The organism is Microbacterium sp. TW_SC_2 (assembly GCF_055361165.1).
On the sequence record NZ_CM143952.1, the window covers coordinates 27,725 to 42,472 of the forward strand.

The following is a 14,748-nucleotide window of genomic DNA, read 5'->3' on the forward strand; positions in this document are numbered from 1 at the left end:
AGGCCTCCCGAGAGATCCGCCCCTCCTCGCATCAGCGGGGAGGGGCGGTTCGTCGTGCGGGGGCTCAGACCGCGGTCAGGGCGTGAGGGGCGAGGTTGAGTCGCTCGCACCCGTCGGCGGTCAGCACCACGATGTCCTCGATGCGGGCGCCCCATGATCCGGCGAAGTAGATGCCGGGTTCTATGCTGAAGGCCATCCCCTCGCGCAGCACCAGGTCGTTGCCGGGCGCGATGTACGGCTCCTCGTGCACCGAGACGCCGATGCCGTGACCGGTGCGGTGCAGGAAGGCTTCGCCCAGACCGGCATCGATCAGGACGCCGCGTACCGCGGCATCCACCTCGGATGCGGTCGCTCCGGGCCGCGCGGCGTCGACGGCCGCCTGCTGCGCGCGCACCAGCACGGCGATGCGCTCGGAGGCCTCCGGTGCGGCCTCCCCGACGACGTAGGTGCGCGTGCTGTCGGAGTTGTAGCCGCTGGGTACCGCCCCGCCGATGTCGACCACGACGATGTCGCCCCGCTCGATCACGCGGTCGGAGACCTCGTGGTGCGGATCCGCGCCGTTCGGCCCCGATCCGACGATCACGAACTCCACGCTCCGATGTCCTTCGGCGACGATCGCCTCGGCGATGTCGCCCGCGACCTCGCGTTCGGTGCGTCCCGCACGCAGCCACTCCGGTACGCGTCGGTGCACGGCGTCGATGGCCGCACCGGCGCGGCGCAGTTCGGCGATCTCCTCCGCGCTCTTGATCATCCGGCTCTCGCGCAGCACGGGCGTCGCGAGTTCCAGCCGCACGCCCAGACGCTCACCCAGGGGAACCACGTGCAGCGCGGGGAGCGCATCCGACACCCCGATCCGCGCCACCTCGCCGACGGCCGCCGTGACCAGGGCGTAGGCGTCGTCGCCGTCGACCCAGTCCGCGAGCGGGAGCTCGAGTGCGCCGACCGCGGCGGAGCGCACCTTCGCGAGCTCCATCCGGGGAACCACGACGGTGGGCGTGAGGCCCGGGCCGAGGACGAGCGCGGTGAGGCGCTCGATCGTGTCGCCCTCGACTCCCACGAGGTACTGCAGGTCAGGGCCCGGGCCGACGATGATCGCATCGAGCCCGGCCTCCGCGGCGAGGGCGGTCGCCCGGTCGAGGCGGGCGGCGTACACGGATGCGGGGAAGGGGAGAGTGGTCACGCACGCCACGCTACTGCGCGACGGCGCCGGTGTCTCGGGGCGTCCAGCGAAGGCCGGGTTCCTCAGCTGATCGCGAGACGAATGCGCTCGGCGAGCAGGTTCCGGTTCGCCGATGTCAACTCCAGGAGCGCGTAGGAGGTCGGCCACATCGTGCCGTCGTCGAGGTTCGCGATCGGCTCGAACCCGAACGTGCCGTAGCGGACCTTGAACTTGCCGGCGGGCTGGAAGAAGCACAGCACCTTGCCGTCCTTCCCCCACGCCGGCATCCCGTAGTAGGTGCGCGGCATGAGTCCGGGAGCGACCTCCGTGACGAGCGCATGCAGACCCGTCGCGAGCGCCCGGTCGTCCGCGTCCGACAGCTTGTCGATCGCCGCCTGAAGGTCGGCTTCGCCGGCGGCGCGCTGCTCCTCGGGGCTCTTCTTCGCCCGCGAGCGTCGGGTCTTGGCCTCGCTCGCGGCGGCCTGCATGGCCTCGCGCTCCTCTGCGCTGAAGTTCTTGCCGTCGTCGGCCATGGTGGTGGTCCTCTCGCTCGTGATCAGTCCGCTGAGGCCAGCGTACGGATGCCGGCGCGTCTGCGGGCCCCGATTCCGAAGGATCCGACACACGGTCGGGCCCGTCTCCGCCGCCGGATAGTGTGTGACGCATGGACCTGCGTGTCGCGGCGTACGCGGTCGTCACCGATGACGACGACCGGCTGCTGCTCGCGCGCTGGACGGAAGGCCGTCGTGTGGCGTGGACCATGCCCGGCGGAGGGATCGAGCCCGGAGAGTCTCCCGAGGATGCGGTCCGCCGCGAGCTGCGGGAGGAGACCGGGTACACGGTCAAGGTCGGCGAGCTGCTCGGCATCCATTCGCGGGTGATCCCGGCGACGCGGCGCGTGCGGAAGGCGGACGATCCGCTGCACACGCTCCGGATCGTCTACCGGGCGGAGGTCACCGGCGGGAAGCTGACGTTCGAGACCGAGGGTTCGACCGACATGGCCGAGTGGTTTCCCCTGACGTCGGTCGCGGCGCTGCAGCGGGTCAAGCTGGTCGACATCGCGCTGCGGATGGCCGGACTCCGCTGAGGGGCACGGGGTTCGTCCGGCGCTCCGACGGGGCGGACGGGCGTCAGTCGCGCGGCTGCTCGGGAACCGAGATGTCGGCGACGGTCGCGCCGTAGGCGGCGATCAGATCGTCGGCCTCGACGAACAGGCTGTACCCGTGCGCGCCGGCACCCATCGCGATGCGCTGCCCGACGATCGACTCGTCGGCGTACACGGGCCAGTCGGTGGTGCTGCCGATGGGCACGATCGTGCCGCGTTCGTAGCCCGTGGCCGCGAGGGCGAGCTCGGGCTCGGGGAGGCGCAGCTTGTTGACGCCGACGACCGCGCGCAGCTTCGGCCAGGAGATCGACCGACCACCGGGGACGAGAGCGAACAGGTAGGTGTCGTCGGCGCGCTTGACCACGAGGGTCTTCACGATGCCGGATGCCGGGATGCCGAGCAGCGCGGCCGCCTCGACCAGGCTCCGTGCTTCGGGACGCTCGATGATGTCGATCGCCAGGTCGCGATCAGCGGCGGCACCGCGTACCCGGGCATGCAGATCCCCTCCATCGCGCGAGGCGGTGGAGGGGAGATCTGATGCGGTCACGCCTCGGGGGCGTTCAGCGGGTCGTCCGCGACCCACAGCTCGTCGTCGGCACGCAGGGTCTGCCAGGCGGCGTAGAGCACACCGGCGGCGGCGGCGACGCCGAGCACGATCGCGACGATCGAGCCGAGGCCCACCGTCTTCTTCTTCTTGCCGAAGGCGCCACGGGGCGGCGGGGCCGAGATGCCCTGACGCTTGGCGTTCGCGAAGTCCCACGCCGTGAGGGCGCTGCCGACGACACCGCCGACGATGGGGACGATCTTGTCGTCGACCACGTGGTGGCCGATCTTCACGCCGCGGTCGACGACCGGGGCGACGCGACGGTTGTAGGTGTCCTGCACGACGGGAAGCACCTGCTCGCGACCGAGGTCGCCGAGCTGACGGCTGGCCTCGCGGGCGACGTCCGCAGCGTGGCCGACGACCACCTGCTGGGACTCCCAGAGCTGGGTTGCTTCCTTCTGCAGACGGCGCAGCTGCTTCTTCCGCTTACGGCTGAGGCTCACGATGCTCTCCTGTCGGTTGGAGTACGGGTTCCCCATCTTGCCAGACGAGGCTGGATGCGGGGAGGGAATCGCTGACCCCTTGACTTATCGCGCGAAGTGCGTGAGATGCAGGGCGTTCACACGGAAGCTCTGAGAGAATGGACGCATGCCTCACGCTTCCCACGTCGCAACTCTGCACACCAACCACGGTGACATCGTCATCAACCTGTTCGGCGACCACGCCCCGAACACGGTCAAGAACTTCGTCGGCCTGGCCGACGGCACCCAGGAGTGGACGGATCCTGCCACCGGCAAGCCCGGCGAGGGACCCCTGTACAAGGACGTCGTCTTCCACCGCATCATCCCGAACTTCATGATCCAGGGCGGCGACCCGCTCGGTCAGGGTGTCGGCGGTCCCGGATACAACTTCGACGACGAGATCAACGCCGAGCTCGACTTCAACAAGCCCTACATCCTCGCGATGGCCAACGCCGGACTCCGCCGCAACGCCATCACGGGCAAGGCCGAGGGCACCAACGGGTCGCAGTTCTTCATCACCACCGACCCCACCCCGTGGCTGCAGGGCAAGCACACGATCTTCGGCGAGGTCGCGGACGACGCCTCGAAGGCTGTCGTCGACGCGCTCGGCGCCGTCCCGACCGCTGCCGGCGACCGCCCGATCGAGCCGGTCGTGCTGCAGTCGATCGACATCGTCGCGGCCTGACACCCGTCATCGCCGATCCGGATGTCGACGCCTGAGTTCGCGGGGAATCGCGACAACTTCTGTTACCGGCATCCGGATCGGCAGAGCTTCGTGCTCTGCCAGCGCTGTCTGCGCACGATCTGCGGGGAGTGCCAGACGCCGGCAGCGGTCGGAGTCATCTGCCCGGAGTGCATGAAGGCGGACCGCCAGAACCGCACCCCGGCGCAGAAGCGCGCCTCCCGGCGCTGGGGGAGCGGTTCGACCCTCACGGCGACGCGTGGCGGCAAGCCCGTCGTCACCTACGCGCTGCTCGCGGTGACCTCGTTCATCGGGCTGCTGCAGCTGATCCCCGGCCTGGGCACGCTGATCACCGATCAGCTCCTGTTCGCCGCTCCCTATCTCTACCCGAGCCTCTCGCTGTACCCGTTCGAGCCGTGGCGTCTGCTCACCGCGATGTTCGTGCACGGCGGGTTCGTGCACCTCGCGCTGAACATGCTCGCGCTGTGGATGCTGGGGCAGAGCCTCGAGCCACTTCTGGGCCGCGCCCGCTATCTCTCGCTCTACCTGATCAGCGGCCTGGGCGGCTCCGTGATGGTGGCGGTGCTCGCCCCGACCACGGCCACGGTCGGGGCATCCGGCGCGATCTTCGGGCTCATGGCCGCGCTGCTGATCATCGGGCGCCACATCGGCGCCAACGTCACCGGCCTGCTGGTGATCCTCGGTGTGAACTTCGCCTTCGGGTTCTTCGTGGGCGGCATCGCATGGCAGGCGCACCTCGGTGGGGCGATCGTGGGGGCGCTGTGCGCCCTGATCCTCACCCGTACCAAGCGTCCGGAACAGCGGAAGTGGCAGATCGCCGCTCTCGCCGGGACCGTCGTCCTGTTGATCGTCATCGTCGCCTTCGTCCCGCCACTGATCCTTCTCGCCTGATCAGACGTTGTTAACAGGGTTGTGCACCCCTGTGAATAACACCGGTGTAATTCTCCCCAGGTTGTGGATAACTCTGTGGAGAACGTTCCACCGACAGAAAAGGCCCCTCGCGATGCGAGGGGCCTTCGTCGAGACGAGGGGGCGGGTCAGCGCCAGCGGGTGGTCATCAGGAAGCCGATGAGGGCGATGCCCAGGCCGATCCCGAGATTCCAGTTGCCGAGTCCGGGGATCGGGATCGTGCTGCCCGAGATGTAGAACACGAGGATCCAGATCAGGCCCAACAGCATGAAGCCGACCATCACGGGCTTGAACCACACCGCGTTGGGAGCCGCCTCGCCTTCTGCGCGCTCGACAGCGGGTTCTTCACTCTTGTGGTCTCGGGCCATGCCGACAGTCTACCCACGACACCTGCTCGACTTCGATGCCCCCTCGATGGATCCCCTGCATCCGCTCCGCCGGGCGTTCAGCCTCGCGCGATAGGATCACCGCCATGACTGCATCCGTCGCGCCGGGGGGGCGACGTCGCGTCCGCTCCCGGCCTCGCTCCCGCGCGACGTTCGCGAGCGTGCTCGGCGAGCTCCTGCTCACGGCGGGCGTGCTCGTGCTGCTGTTCGTCGCCTGGCAGATGTGGATCGGCGACATCATCATCGCCGCGCAGAAGAACGAGGAGGGCGCCGCGGTGTCCGCCGAATGGGCGCAGGCGCCGGCGCCCGAACTCCCTCCGCTGATCGAGACCGACGACGGCACGGCCGTGTTCGCGCCCGTGGTCCCGAAGCCCCCGGCCGACACCGAGAACCTCGGACAGATGCACATCCCCCGCTTCGGCGCCGACTACAACTTCGGCATCTACGGCGGGACCAGCAGGGCACGCACGCTCGACGCCCTGGGTATCGGCGTGTACGCGAACTCGAAGATGCCGGGGGAACCGGGCAACTTCTCGCTGGCCGGCCACCGGACGACCTGGGGCAAGCCGTTCAACCAGCTCGACAAGCTGCAACTCGGCGACGCGATCGTCGTCGAGACGCCCGACGGGTGGTTCACGTACCGCTTCCGCACCCTCGAGTACGTGAAGCCGTCGCAGACCGAGGTGCTCGCCGATGTGCCGCAGATGCCCGGTGCGCAGACGGGGGAGAGCTACATCACCCTCACCGCGTGCTCGCCGCTGTACTCGCTGGCCGAGCGCATCATCGCCTACGGGGTCTTCGAGAGCTTCCAGCCGCGCGCGGAGGGCCCGCCCCCGGCGTTGACCGATCCGCCGCCGCCGCCCGCCGCACCCTCGGTGTAGCGTGTGGACAGCCCCGCGCCCCTGATCACCCGCACACCCACGACGACCGGCAAGGAAGAGGACTGATGTACTCCGCACTCTGGCGCCTGCTGCCCGGACCCTGGTGGATCCGGCTGCTCATCGTGCTGGTCCTCGTCACCGCGATCCTCTACGCGCTGTTCTTCTACGTCTTCCCGTGGGTCAGCCCCCTCCTCACACCGGGCGAGGTCGACCTCGAATGACCCGCGTGCTCGTGGTCGACAACCACGACAGCTTCGTGCACACGCTGGTCGGCTATCTGGAGGAACTCGGGGCGGCGGTCACGATGATCGAGTCGGATGCCGTCGACGCCGACGATCTCGCCAGGCTCGTCGCCGACGTCGACGCCGTCCTGCTGTCGCCGGGGCCCGGTTCACCCGCCGATGCGGGTGTCTCGCTCGCGGCCGTCCGGCTGGCGGCGAGGAGCAGGATGCCGCTGCTCGGCGTCTGCCTCGGGCACCAGACCATCGGCGCCGCGTTCGGGGCGCCGGTGACCGAGGCCCCCGAACTGATGCACGGCATGGTGTCGACCGTGACCCACACCGGTGACGGACTCTTCACCGGGCTTCCGCGACCGCTCACGGTCGGCCGGTACCACTCGCTCGCGGTCGCGGAGACCGATCTGCCCACCCAACTGGTCGTCACCGCGCGGACCGAGAGCGGAACGGTGATGGGCATCGCTCATCGCGATCTGCCGATCGTCGGGGTGCAGTTCCACCCCGAGAGCGTGCTCACCGAGGGCGGATATCGCCTGCTCGCGAACTGGCTCGCGTCCGTGGGGGACACGCAGGCGGTCGCGCGCTCCGAGGCCCTGCATCCGCTCGCACGCTGAGCGGCGTCGCCACTCTCGGTTCCGCCGAGAGGCGCCCGGCGTCAACTGCCGGTGCAGTACCGCAGCTCGACAGTGGACCCGACCGGCACGTCGCCGGGGGCCATCGACATCGACGACACGGTCGGCGGTGTGGTGGCCGCGCAGTCGGTCGTCTCCACCGGGGCCGCCGTGAGGCCGAGCGTGCCGAGGTTCTCCGTGGCCGCTTCGACGGTCCATCCGACCAGGTCGGTGAGCGTGACCTTGCCGCTCGCGACGATCAGGTTGACCACGGTCTGCGGAGCGACCTCGTCGTCGGCCTCCTCGCTCGCCGAGATGACGGTGTCGGCCTTCAACCCCTTGTCGTTGCGTTGGATCACGGTGCCCAGCTCGAGCCCGGCGCTCGTCAGAGCCTTCCTGGCGTCGACGAGCGACATGCCCTCCAGCATCGGCACCGTGACGGTCTCGACGCCCGAGGACACGTAGACCGTGACGGCGGTCCCCTCGTCGACCGTGACGCCGCCCTCGGGATCCGTGCGGATGACATTGCCCTCGGTGATGGACGTGCTCGATTCGATGACGAGGTTCGCGGACAGGTCGAGATCGGCCAGGTCCGTCTGCGCACGCTCCGACGACACGTTCACGAGATCCGGGACGACGCGCGAGGTGCTCGGCACCTCGGGCGGACGCATGCTGATCGTGACGACCCAGAAGAGCACCGACACCAGGAGAACCGCGAGCAGAGCGACGCCTGCCCAGATCCACGCGACCGGGGGACCGGACTGCGTGCGCGTCATGGTCGTGTCGCTGCTCAGCTGCCGCAGTGAGCGGGCCGTCTCCTGCGCCTGTCGCGGACTCGGCCCGTACAGCTCGCTGGTGAGCGCACCCAGCTGCTTGCGGCTCGGCGCGCTGCCGGTGACGGCGCCGGACAGGGCCGCGCGGAAGTGCGCGGCATCCGGATACCGCTGATACGGGTCTTTCGCCAGAGCGCGCAGCACGATGGGGTCGAGAGCGCCGGGGACATCCTCGTTGACCTCGGTCGGCGCCAGCGGCGTCTCGCTCACGTGCTGGTAGGCGACCGCCACGGGGGATTCGCCGCGGAACGGCTGACGTCCCGTGAGCAGCTCGTAGAGCACCACACCGGTCGAGTAGAGATCGGCGCGGGCATCGACCGGCTCACCCTTCGCCTGCTCCGGCGAGAAGTAGGCGGCGGTGCCGATGATCTGAGTGGTCTCGGCCACGGTCGAGGACGAGTCGGACACCGCACGCGCGATGCCGAAGTCCATGACCTTCACCTGGCCCTTCTCGGTGACCATGACGTTGCCCGGCTTGATGTCGCGGTGCACGACCCCGGCACGGTGCGAGTAGTCGAGGGCTTCGAGGATGCCGTCGACGTAGCGGACCGCGTCATCCAGCGGCACGGGGCCTCCCGCGATGATGTCCTTCAGCAGGCGACCGCTGATGAGCTCCATCACGATGTACGGCGGCTCGCCCGAGGGATCATCAGCCGTGGACGGGTCGCCCGCGTCGTAGACGCGCACGATCGAGGGATGCGACATGCGCGACGCCGCCTGGGCTTCCAGCCGGAACCGGGTGCGGAAGGCGGTGTCGCGAGCGAGGTCGGGGTCGAGGATCTTGATCGCGACGGCGCGGCCCAGGGTCAGGTCCTGGCCGCGGTACACCTTGGCCATGCCGCCGTGCCCGATGAGCTCGCCGACGCGGTACCTGCCCGCGAGAATGCGTGGCTCCTCCGACACTGACTACCCCCCTGGAACGACCGACGACTGCACTGGACTAAGGCTACCCTTGCGCTCCGTCGCCCCCGTCGCCCGGGTCGGTGCCGCCGTCGCCGGGGTCGGCGGCGGTGATCGCCTCGGACTGACCCTGATTCGACATCTCGGAGGGACGCTCACCGCAGAACGCCCGGTACGTGGCCGTGACGACCTGGCCGGCCTTGCCGGCATCGATCGTGATCGGGCTCGTGCGGGTGTTCGGATCGAAGTTCGACACGGTGTTCCCGCCGGCGAACGTCGCGTTCGTGATCGTGACCTCGTAGGCGCTCAGGCTGCCGGTGCCCGAGGGGCAGGTGAAGGCCGTCCAGTTCACGGTGGCCGGGCCGCCCTCGACGAACGGGCCCGCGAACGTCGGCGGGTTCTGCGGCTTGCCCACCGCGGTCTGATCGGCGTAGAGCGTGAGCGTGATCTCCGCGCCCGGGTCGACCGAGCCTCGCGGCTCGACGCGCTCGACCGCACCGACCAGGTCTGCCGAGGGAGCGGTGGTCGCGCCGGTGACGCAGTTCGGCACGAGTCCGGCGTCACGGGCGGCCTGGAGAGCGGCGTCGCAGGTCATGCCGACCAGGCCGAGGGCGTCCACGTCGACCGGCTCGGGCTCGGGGGTCGGCGTCTCCGTCGGCGTCTCCACCGGCGGAGTGGTCTGCGTGGTGGTCTCCACGGGTGCGGGGTCGTCGCCGGGATTCAGCAGCGCGAACACGGCACCGCCGATGGCGATCGCGAGCAGCGCGATGAGGGCGATCAGCGGCCAGGTCCATGGGCTGCGCTTCTTCTTCTGCTTCTCCTCCGCGTCGCCGTCGGCATCCGTCGGCAGCTGCGCGGTGGTCGGCAGGATGCGGGTCGCCCCGTTGTCGGTGCCGGCCGTCAGGATGCGCGTCGCGTCGTCGTCGCCGACGACACCTCCGGTGGCGATCGCGGGAACCGCGATCGCGGCGGAGTTCAGGTCACCGCGGCGCAGCGCCTGCGCGGCGCGGGCGACGGTCGCGGAGGAGGACGGCCGGTCGGCCGGCTTCTTGGCGATCATCGCCATGACCAGGTTCTGCACGGGGATCGGCACGGTCGGCGGCAGCGGCGGAGGCTGCTCGTTGATCTGCGCCATCGCGATCGCGACCTGCGACTCGCCCGTGAACGGGCGCTTCCCCGCCAGGCACTCGTACGCGACGATGCCGAGCGAGTAGGTGTCGGTGGCCGGGGATGCCGGGTGACCGGAGGCCTGCTCCGGCGACAGGTACTGCACCGTGCCCATGACCTGACCGGTGGCCGTCAGCGGCACCTGGTCGGCGATGCGGGCGATGCCGAAGTCGGTGATCTTCACACGCCCGTCGGGCGTGATGAGCAGGTTCCCGGGCTTGATGTCACGGTGGACGAGCCCTGCGGCGTGCGCGGCCTGCAGCGCGGATGCCGTCTGGGCGACGATGTCGAGCGTCTTGTCGGCGCTCAGCGCGCCATCGCGCTCGAGCACGGTCGACAGGGCCTCACCCGGCACGAGCTCCATGACGAGGAAGGCGCTGCCGTTCTCCTCGCCGTAGTCGAAGACGCTGGCGATCCCCTCGTGGTTGACGAGCGCCGCGTGGCGCGCCTCCGCACGGAATCGCTCGAGAAACCCGGGGTCCCCCATGTATTCGTCCTTGAGGATCTTGATCGCGACGGTACGCCCGATGACGTGATCCGTCGCCTCCCACACCTCGCCCATGCCGCCGATCGCAATACGCGACAGCAGCTCGTAGCGACCACCGAACGACACACCCTGCGTCGGCCTCATCTGCCTAGCACCGCCTCAATGACCTTCTTCGCAATCGGAGCGGCGATCGTGTCGCCGGATCCTGATTGTCCCTGACCGCCGCCGTCTTCGACGACGACTGCTACTGCAACCGTGGGGTCATCCGCCGGCGCGAAACCGGTGAACCACAACGTGTGCGGCCTGTTTCCGTTCTCCGCGGTACCGGTCTTCCCGGCCACGTCGACCCCGTCTATTCTTGCACCCTGCGCGGCGCCCGTTGAGACGCTCGCCACCATGGCCGAGGTGACCTCATCGGCCACGTCCTTCTCCATCGCGCGGCCGAACTCGCTGTTCTCGAAAGCACGGATCACGGAGAGGTCCTCGCCGATCACGGCATCCACCATGTGGGGGTTCATGACCACGCCGTCGTTCGCGATCCCGGCGGCGACCATGGCGATCTGCAGCGGCGTCGCGGTGACCTGGCCCTGGCCGAAACCGGTGAGCGCGGTCTGCGCGTCGTCGAGGGCACGCGGGTAGCTGGAGGGCGTGGAGGCGAGCGGCGTCTCGAAGCTCCGGTTGAAGCCGAACTTCTCCGCCATCTCGCGGATCGCGTCGTCGCCGAGCTCGACGGCGAGCTCGGCCATCGGGATGTTGCAGCTCAGCCGCACGGCGTCGGCGATCGTGACCGTCGAGCCGGCGCCGCAGGTGGTGCCCGAGGCGTTCGAGACGCGGTTGGACGACCCCGGCAGCGTGTACGACGCGGGGTTCGGGAGCGCCGAGTCGGGCGTGAAGTCGCCGCTGGCGAAGGCCGCGGCGGCGACCAGGATCTTGAAGGTCGACCCGGGCGGGTTCAGGTCGCCCTCGATCGCGCGGTTCGACAGGGGCTTCGCGGGGTCGGCGACGAGCTGGTCGTACACCGAGTTCGCGGCGTCGGCATCGTGCGTCGCGAGCAGATTCGTGTCGAAGCCGGGCGTCGACACCATCGCGAGGATGCGGCCGGTCTTCGGCTCGATGGCCAGGACCGCGCCCTTCAGGCCGTCGAGCGCCTCGTACGCGGCGCGCTGCGCGGCGGAGTCGAGCGAGAGCTCCACGCTGAAGCCGCTCTGCGGCTGACCCGAGATGATGCGCTCGATCTCGGCCAGGAAGGCGTTGGAGCCTGTGCCGGAGAGGTCGGCGTTCATGGCCTTCTCGATGCCGGTGCGCGAATCGAGGGGCGCGTTGAAGTAGCCGGTGACCGGGGCCCACATCGCCGCATCCTCGTACACCCGCTGGAACCGGAAGCGGTCGTCGGCCGGCACCGAGGTGGCGATGGTCACGCCGTCGACGATGATCGAGCCGCGCTGGATCTCGTAGCTGTCGAGACGGGTGCGGGTGTTGTTGCTGTTCTGGGCGAGGGCGTCGGACTCGACGACCTGGATCCAGCTCGCGGAAGCGAACAGCGCGATGAACATGAAGAGCATCACGACGCTCAGTCGGCGCAGTTCCCGGGTCATCCGATCACCACCCTCGGTTGGCGGCGGACGCCGTCGGAGATGCGCAGCAGCAGCGCCACGATGAGCCAGTTGGCGATCAGGGACGAGCCGCCGGCGGCGAGGAACGGCGTCGTCAGACCGGTGAGGGGGATCACGCGGGTGACGCCGCCGACCATGATGAACACCTGCAGGGCGATCGTGAACGAGAGCCCGGTGGCGAGCAGCTTGCCGAAGTCGTCCTGACCGGCGAGACCGATGCGCACGCCTCGGCTCACGAAGACCATGTAAAGGCACAGGATGGCGAAGAGGCCGATCAGGCCGATCTCCTCGCCGAGACTGGTGATGATGTAGTCGCTGTGCGCGAGCGGGGTCACTTCGGGGCGGCCCTGTCCCCAGCCGGTTCCCATCAGACCGCCGTGCGCGAGGCCGAAGAGCCCCTGCATGGGCTGATAACCCGCGCCGTCGGGGTCGACCTGCGAGGGGTCGAACAGGAACAGCCAGTTGATGAAGCGGCCGCGCACGTAGCTGAGGATCTGCGTCGCCACGGCGACACCGGCGACCACGAGCGTGAGTCCGATCACGACCCAGCTGGTCTTGCCGGTCGCGACGTACAGCATCGCGACGAACATGCCGAAGATCAGCGTTCCGGTGCCCAGGTCGCGCTGCAGCACGATGATGCCCAGCGAGATGACCCAGACCACGAGCACCGGGCCGAGTTCGCGCATGCGCGGCCAGGTCATGCCGAGGAAACGGGTGCCGACCGAGGTGAGGCTCTCGCGGGTGCGCACGAGGTAGCCGGCGAAGAAGATCGCGAGACTGATCTTCGCGAGCTCACCCGGCTGGAACGCGAACAGGCCGCCGAGTGACACCCAGACCGCGGCGTTCGCGTCGTCGATGCGCAGCCCCGGGACGAAGGGCAGCAACAGCAGCACGATGCCGAGGAGACCGAAGATGTACGTGTAGCGGAACAGCACACGGTAGTTGCGCAGCAGGATGACGACCGCGATCGCGCCGGCCAGCGAGAGGGCGGTCCAGGCGAGCTGCTTGGTGGAATAGGCATCCCACCCGGTCAGGCTCTTCGCGATGTCGATGCGGTAGATCATCGAGATGCCGAGACCGCTCAGCAGCGTGGCGATGGGCAGCACGAAGGGATCGGCGTCCGAGGCCACGAGCCGCAGCACGATGTGCAGGGCGAAGGCGAGCACGGCGAGCCCGCCGCCGATCGCGAGGATCACGGGATCGATCAGCCCGAGCGCGCCGAGCTGTACGAGCGACAGGGAGGCGCCGCTGATGGCGCAGGCGAACAGCAGCAGCCAGAACTCGCGGTTGCGCTGCGTCTGCGGCATCCGGAGGCGCTTGAGCGCGGTGATCACGCTGGTGTCGGCGGAGACGTCGGTGCTCATCCCTCACCGCCCGCGGGGGTCTCGGCCGGCGTCGGCGTCTCGACCGGGATCGGCGTCTCGGTCGCGAGCGGCGTCGGCAGGGGCGTGGGCACGGCGTTCGCGTCGGCTCCCGCACGCAGGCGGTCGACGATGGCCATCGCATCCGACAGCGAGCGCGCCGAGATGGTGCGCTCGACCGACGCCCGCTGATATTCGGGGAGGTTCGCCAGCAGGATGTCGGTGTCCTGCACCGAGGTCGACAGGGTGATCGGGCCGATGTTCTGCTGCACGCCCTGGAAGATCACCACGCTGTCGTCGTCGGCGCCGATGAAATAGCGCGTCTGCGTCCAGCTGTAGGCCGCGAAGGCCGCGAAGGCGAGCATCGCGATGACGACCAGGATGCTGGCGATCCAGCCGAGCCGACGGCGCTTGGCGCGTCGGCGGTCTTCCTCGATGAGCTCCTCGAGGTACTCGGCGGCCGGTTCGAAGTGGCTGGGCTCGTTGGCGGCCTGGCGCACCGGGTGCAGCCAGCCGGAGCGCTGCGGGCGGGCGGACGGCACCAGCAGACCGGAGGGGTTCGAGGCCGCGCCGACGATCGTGGCGGTGCCGGAGGAGAGCGGATGCTGCCCGCCCACGTCGACCAGCACGATCGTCACGTTGTCGGGGGCGCCGCCGTCGAGCGCCTGCTTGAGCAGGTTGTCGGCCGTGCGACCCGGAGCCAGGCCCAGACGCATCGCCTTCGTGATGCGGATCTCGTCCACCACGCCGGAGAGCCCGTCGGAGCACAGCAGCCAGCGATCGCCCGGCTGGGTCGGCATGACGAACATGTCGAGCTCCGGGTCGGAGTCCATGTCGCTGAGCACCCGCATCAGCACCGAGCGCCGCGGGTGGTACCGCGCTTCCTCCGGGGTGATGCGGCCCGAGTCGACCAGGCGCTGCACGAACGTGTGGTCAGCGGTGATCTGCGTGAGCGCATCGTCGCGGAAGAGATAGATGCGCGAGTCGCCGATGTGGCCGATCACCGCGTAGTCGTCGACCATGATGATCGCGCTGACGGTGGTGCCGAGGCCGGCGAGCTCGGGGCGCTCCTTGGCGGCGCGGATCAGATCGCCGGCGGCCGTGGTGACCGCGGCCTGCAGCGAGGCCTGCGCGTCGTCGGTGGACGCGTACCCCTGGTCGAGCGGCTCGAGGCGCTCGATCGCGATGGTGGAGGCGACGTCGCCGCCGGCATGACCGCCCATGCCGTCGGCGACGGCGAACAGGTTCGCCCCGGAATACCCGGAGTCCTGGTTGTTGGAGCGGATCTTCCCGGTGTGGGAGATCGCGGCGCTCGAGCCCTCGAAGACCATG

At 69.4% G+C, this 14,748-nt stretch carries 16 protein-coding genes; 6 read left to right on the forward strand and 10 right to left on the reverse strand.

Features of this window, described 5'->3' with window-relative positions; all coding sequences use genetic code 11:
• Positions 1–64: 64 nt before the first annotated feature.
• The gene (locus ACWA14_RS00135; RefSeq protein WP_463795417.1) at positions 65–1,180 is read right to left on the reverse strand and encodes a M24 family metallopeptidase; all 1,116 of its coding nucleotides are present in this window, start codon (positions 1,178–1,180) and stop codon (positions 65–67) included.
• Positions 1,181–1,242: 62 nt separating this feature from the next.
• Complete coding sequence (locus ACWA14_RS00140; protein WP_463795418.1) at positions 1,243–1,692, reverse strand: hypothetical protein; 450 nt, start codon at positions 1,690–1,692, stop codon at positions 1,243–1,245.
• 131 nt (positions 1,693–1,823) lie between these two features.
• Here ACWA14_RS00140 and ACWA14_RS00145 point away from each other — a divergent pair, with 131 nt between their 5' ends.
• Positions 1,824–2,246 carry an NUDIX hydrolase gene (locus ACWA14_RS00145; RefSeq protein ID WP_463795419.1) on the forward strand — a complete coding sequence of 141 codons (423 nt, stop codon included), beginning with the start codon at positions 1,824–1,826 and terminating at the stop codon, positions 2,244–2,246.
• A 43-nt stretch (positions 2,247–2,289) separates the two neighbouring features.
• On the opposite strand, the gene ACWA14_RS00150 is transcribed toward ACWA14_RS00145, so the two are convergent.
• Positions 2,290–2,763 carry an aminoacyl-tRNA deacylase gene (locus ACWA14_RS00150; RefSeq protein WP_463797467.1) on the reverse strand — a complete coding sequence of 158 codons (474 nt, stop codon included), beginning with the start codon at positions 2,761–2,763 and terminating at the stop codon, positions 2,290–2,292.
• Between the two features lie 44 nt (positions 2,764–2,807).
• The gene (locus tag ACWA14_RS00155) at positions 2,808–3,311 is read right to left on the reverse strand and encodes a DNA helicase (protein WP_463795420.1); all 504 of its coding nucleotides are present in this window, start codon (positions 3,309–3,311) and stop codon (positions 2,808–2,810) included.
• A 145-nt stretch (positions 3,312–3,456) separates the two neighbouring features.
• Between ACWA14_RS00155 and ACWA14_RS00160 the strand changes: the two genes are divergently transcribed.
• Together ACWA14_RS00160 and ACWA14_RS00165 are read left to right on the forward strand one after the other, a co-directional pair.
• A complete protein-coding gene (locus ACWA14_RS00160) occupies positions 3,457–4,014 on the forward strand; it encodes a peptidylprolyl isomerase (RefSeq protein WP_463795421.1) in 558 nt (185 codons plus the stop codon).
• Between the two features lie 21 nt (positions 4,015–4,035).
• Complete coding sequence (locus ACWA14_RS00165; protein WP_463795422.1) at positions 4,036–4,923, forward strand: rhomboid family intramembrane serine protease; 888 nt, start codon at positions 4,036–4,038, stop codon at positions 4,921–4,923.
• 146 nt (positions 4,924–5,069) lie between these two features.
• Here ACWA14_RS00165 and ACWA14_RS00170 read toward each other — a convergent pair whose 3' ends face one another.
• Positions 5,070–5,309 (reverse strand): cell division protein CrgA, encoded by a 240-nt coding sequence (locus ACWA14_RS00170; RefSeq protein WP_463795423.1) that lies wholly within the window; start codon positions 5,307–5,309, stop codon positions 5,070–5,072.
• A gap of 104 nt (positions 5,310–5,413) precedes the next feature.
• On the opposite strand from ACWA14_RS00170, the gene ACWA14_RS00175 reads away from it, so the two are divergent.
• The 3 genes from ACWA14_RS00175 (at position 5,414) to ACWA14_RS00185 (ending at position 7,058) form a co-directional block, all read left to right on the forward strand.
• Positions 5,414–6,208: a class E sortase gene (locus ACWA14_RS00175; protein ID WP_463795424.1), complete on the forward strand. Its 795-nt coding sequence runs from the start codon at positions 5,414–5,416 to the stop codon at positions 6,206–6,208.
• A gap of 65 nt (positions 6,209–6,273) precedes the next feature.
• Complete coding sequence (locus tag ACWA14_RS00180) at positions 6,274–6,429, forward strand: hypothetical protein (RefSeq protein ID WP_463795425.1); 156 nt, start codon at positions 6,274–6,276, stop codon at positions 6,427–6,429.
• A complete protein-coding gene (locus tag ACWA14_RS00185) occupies positions 6,426–7,058 on the forward strand; it encodes an anthranilate synthase component II (RefSeq protein WP_463795426.1) in 633 nt (210 codons plus the stop codon). The genes ACWA14_RS00180 and ACWA14_RS00185 overlap by 4 nt, the downstream gene beginning before the upstream one ends.
• 41 nt (positions 7,059–7,099) lie before the next feature.
• On the opposite strand, the gene pknB is transcribed toward ACWA14_RS00185, so the two are convergent.
• Genes pknB through ACWA14_RS00210 form a run of 5 tightly spaced genes read right to left on the reverse strand, consistent with a single transcriptional unit; the run spans position 7,100 to position 14,747 of the window.
• Positions 7,100–8,791, reverse strand: coding sequence for a Stk1 family PASTA domain-containing Ser/Thr kinase (gene pknB / locus ACWA14_RS00190; RefSeq protein ID WP_463795427.1), 1,692 nt, complete (start codon positions 8,789–8,791; stop codon positions 7,100–7,102).
• Between the two features lie 43 nt (positions 8,792–8,834).
• Positions 8,835–10,586, reverse strand: a complete 1,752-nt coding sequence (locus tag ACWA14_RS00195; protein ID WP_463795428.1) for a protein kinase domain-containing protein — start codon at positions 10,584–10,586, stop codon at positions 8,835–8,837.
• On the reverse strand, positions 10,583–12,037 hold the full coding sequence (locus ACWA14_RS00200; protein ID WP_463795429.1) for a peptidoglycan D,D-transpeptidase FtsI family protein: 1,455 nt from the start codon (positions 12,035–12,037) through the stop codon (positions 10,583–10,585). The genes ACWA14_RS00195 and ACWA14_RS00200 overlap by 4 nt, the downstream gene beginning before the upstream one ends.
• Positions 12,034–13,419 (reverse strand): FtsW/RodA/SpoVE family cell cycle protein, encoded by a 1,386-nt coding sequence (locus tag ACWA14_RS00205; RefSeq protein WP_463795430.1) that lies wholly within the window; start codon positions 13,417–13,419, stop codon positions 12,034–12,036. The genes ACWA14_RS00200 and ACWA14_RS00205 overlap by 4 nt, the downstream gene beginning before the upstream one ends.
• Positions 13,416–14,747 carry a PP2C family protein-serine/threonine phosphatase gene (locus ACWA14_RS00210; RefSeq protein ID WP_463795431.1) on the reverse strand — a complete coding sequence of 444 codons (1,332 nt, stop codon included), beginning with the start codon at positions 14,745–14,747 and terminating at the stop codon, positions 13,416–13,418. Before ACWA14_RS00210 ends, ACWA14_RS00205 begins: the two co-directional genes overlap by 4 nt.
• Between the last annotated feature and the right edge of the window lies 1 nt (position 14,748).

Coding starts and splice junctions, on each gene's coding strand:
- ACWA14_RS00140 (WP_463795418.1), bottom strand. CDS start 1,692: ATGGCCGACGACGGCAAGAACTTCAGCGCAGAGGAGCGCGAGGCCATG.
- ACWA14_RS00145 (WP_463795419.1), top strand. CDS start 1,824: ATGGACCTGCGTGTCGCGGCGTACGCGGTCGTCACCGATGACGACGAC.
- ACWA14_RS00160 (WP_463795421.1), top strand. CDS start 3,457: ATGCCTCACGCTTCCCACGTCGCAACTCTGCACACCAACCACGGTGAC.
- ACWA14_RS00165 (WP_463795422.1), top strand. CDS start 4,036: ATGTCGACGCCTGAGTTCGCGGGGAATCGCGACAACTTCTGTTACCGG.
- ACWA14_RS00170 (WP_463795423.1), bottom strand. CDS start 5,309: ATGGCCCGAGACCACAAGAGTGAAGAACCCGCTGTCGAGCGCGCAGAA.
- ACWA14_RS00175 (WP_463795424.1), top strand. CDS start 5,414: ATGACTGCATCCGTCGCGCCGGGGGGGCGACGTCGCGTCCGCTCCCGG.
- ACWA14_RS00180 (WP_463795425.1), top strand. CDS start 6,274: ATGTACTCCGCACTCTGGCGCCTGCTGCCCGGACCCTGGTGGATCCGG.
- ACWA14_RS00185 (WP_463795426.1), top strand. CDS start 6,426: ATGACCCGCGTGCTCGTGGTCGACAACCACGACAGCTTCGTGCACACG.
- ACWA14_RS00195 (WP_463795428.1), bottom strand. CDS start 10,586: ATGAGGCCGACGCAGGGTGTGTCGTTCGGTGGTCGCTACGAGCTGCTG.
- ACWA14_RS00200 (WP_463795429.1), bottom strand. CDS start 12,037: ATGACCCGGGAACTGCGCCGACTGAGCGTCGTGATGCTCTTCATGTTC.
- ACWA14_RS00205 (WP_463795430.1), bottom strand. CDS start 13,419: ATGAGCACCGACGTCTCCGCCGACACCAGCGTGATCACCGCGCTCAAG.
- ACWA14_RS00210 (WP_463795431.1), bottom strand. CDS start 14,747: ATGGTCTTCGAGGGCTCGAGCGCCGCGATCTCCCACACCGGGAAGATC.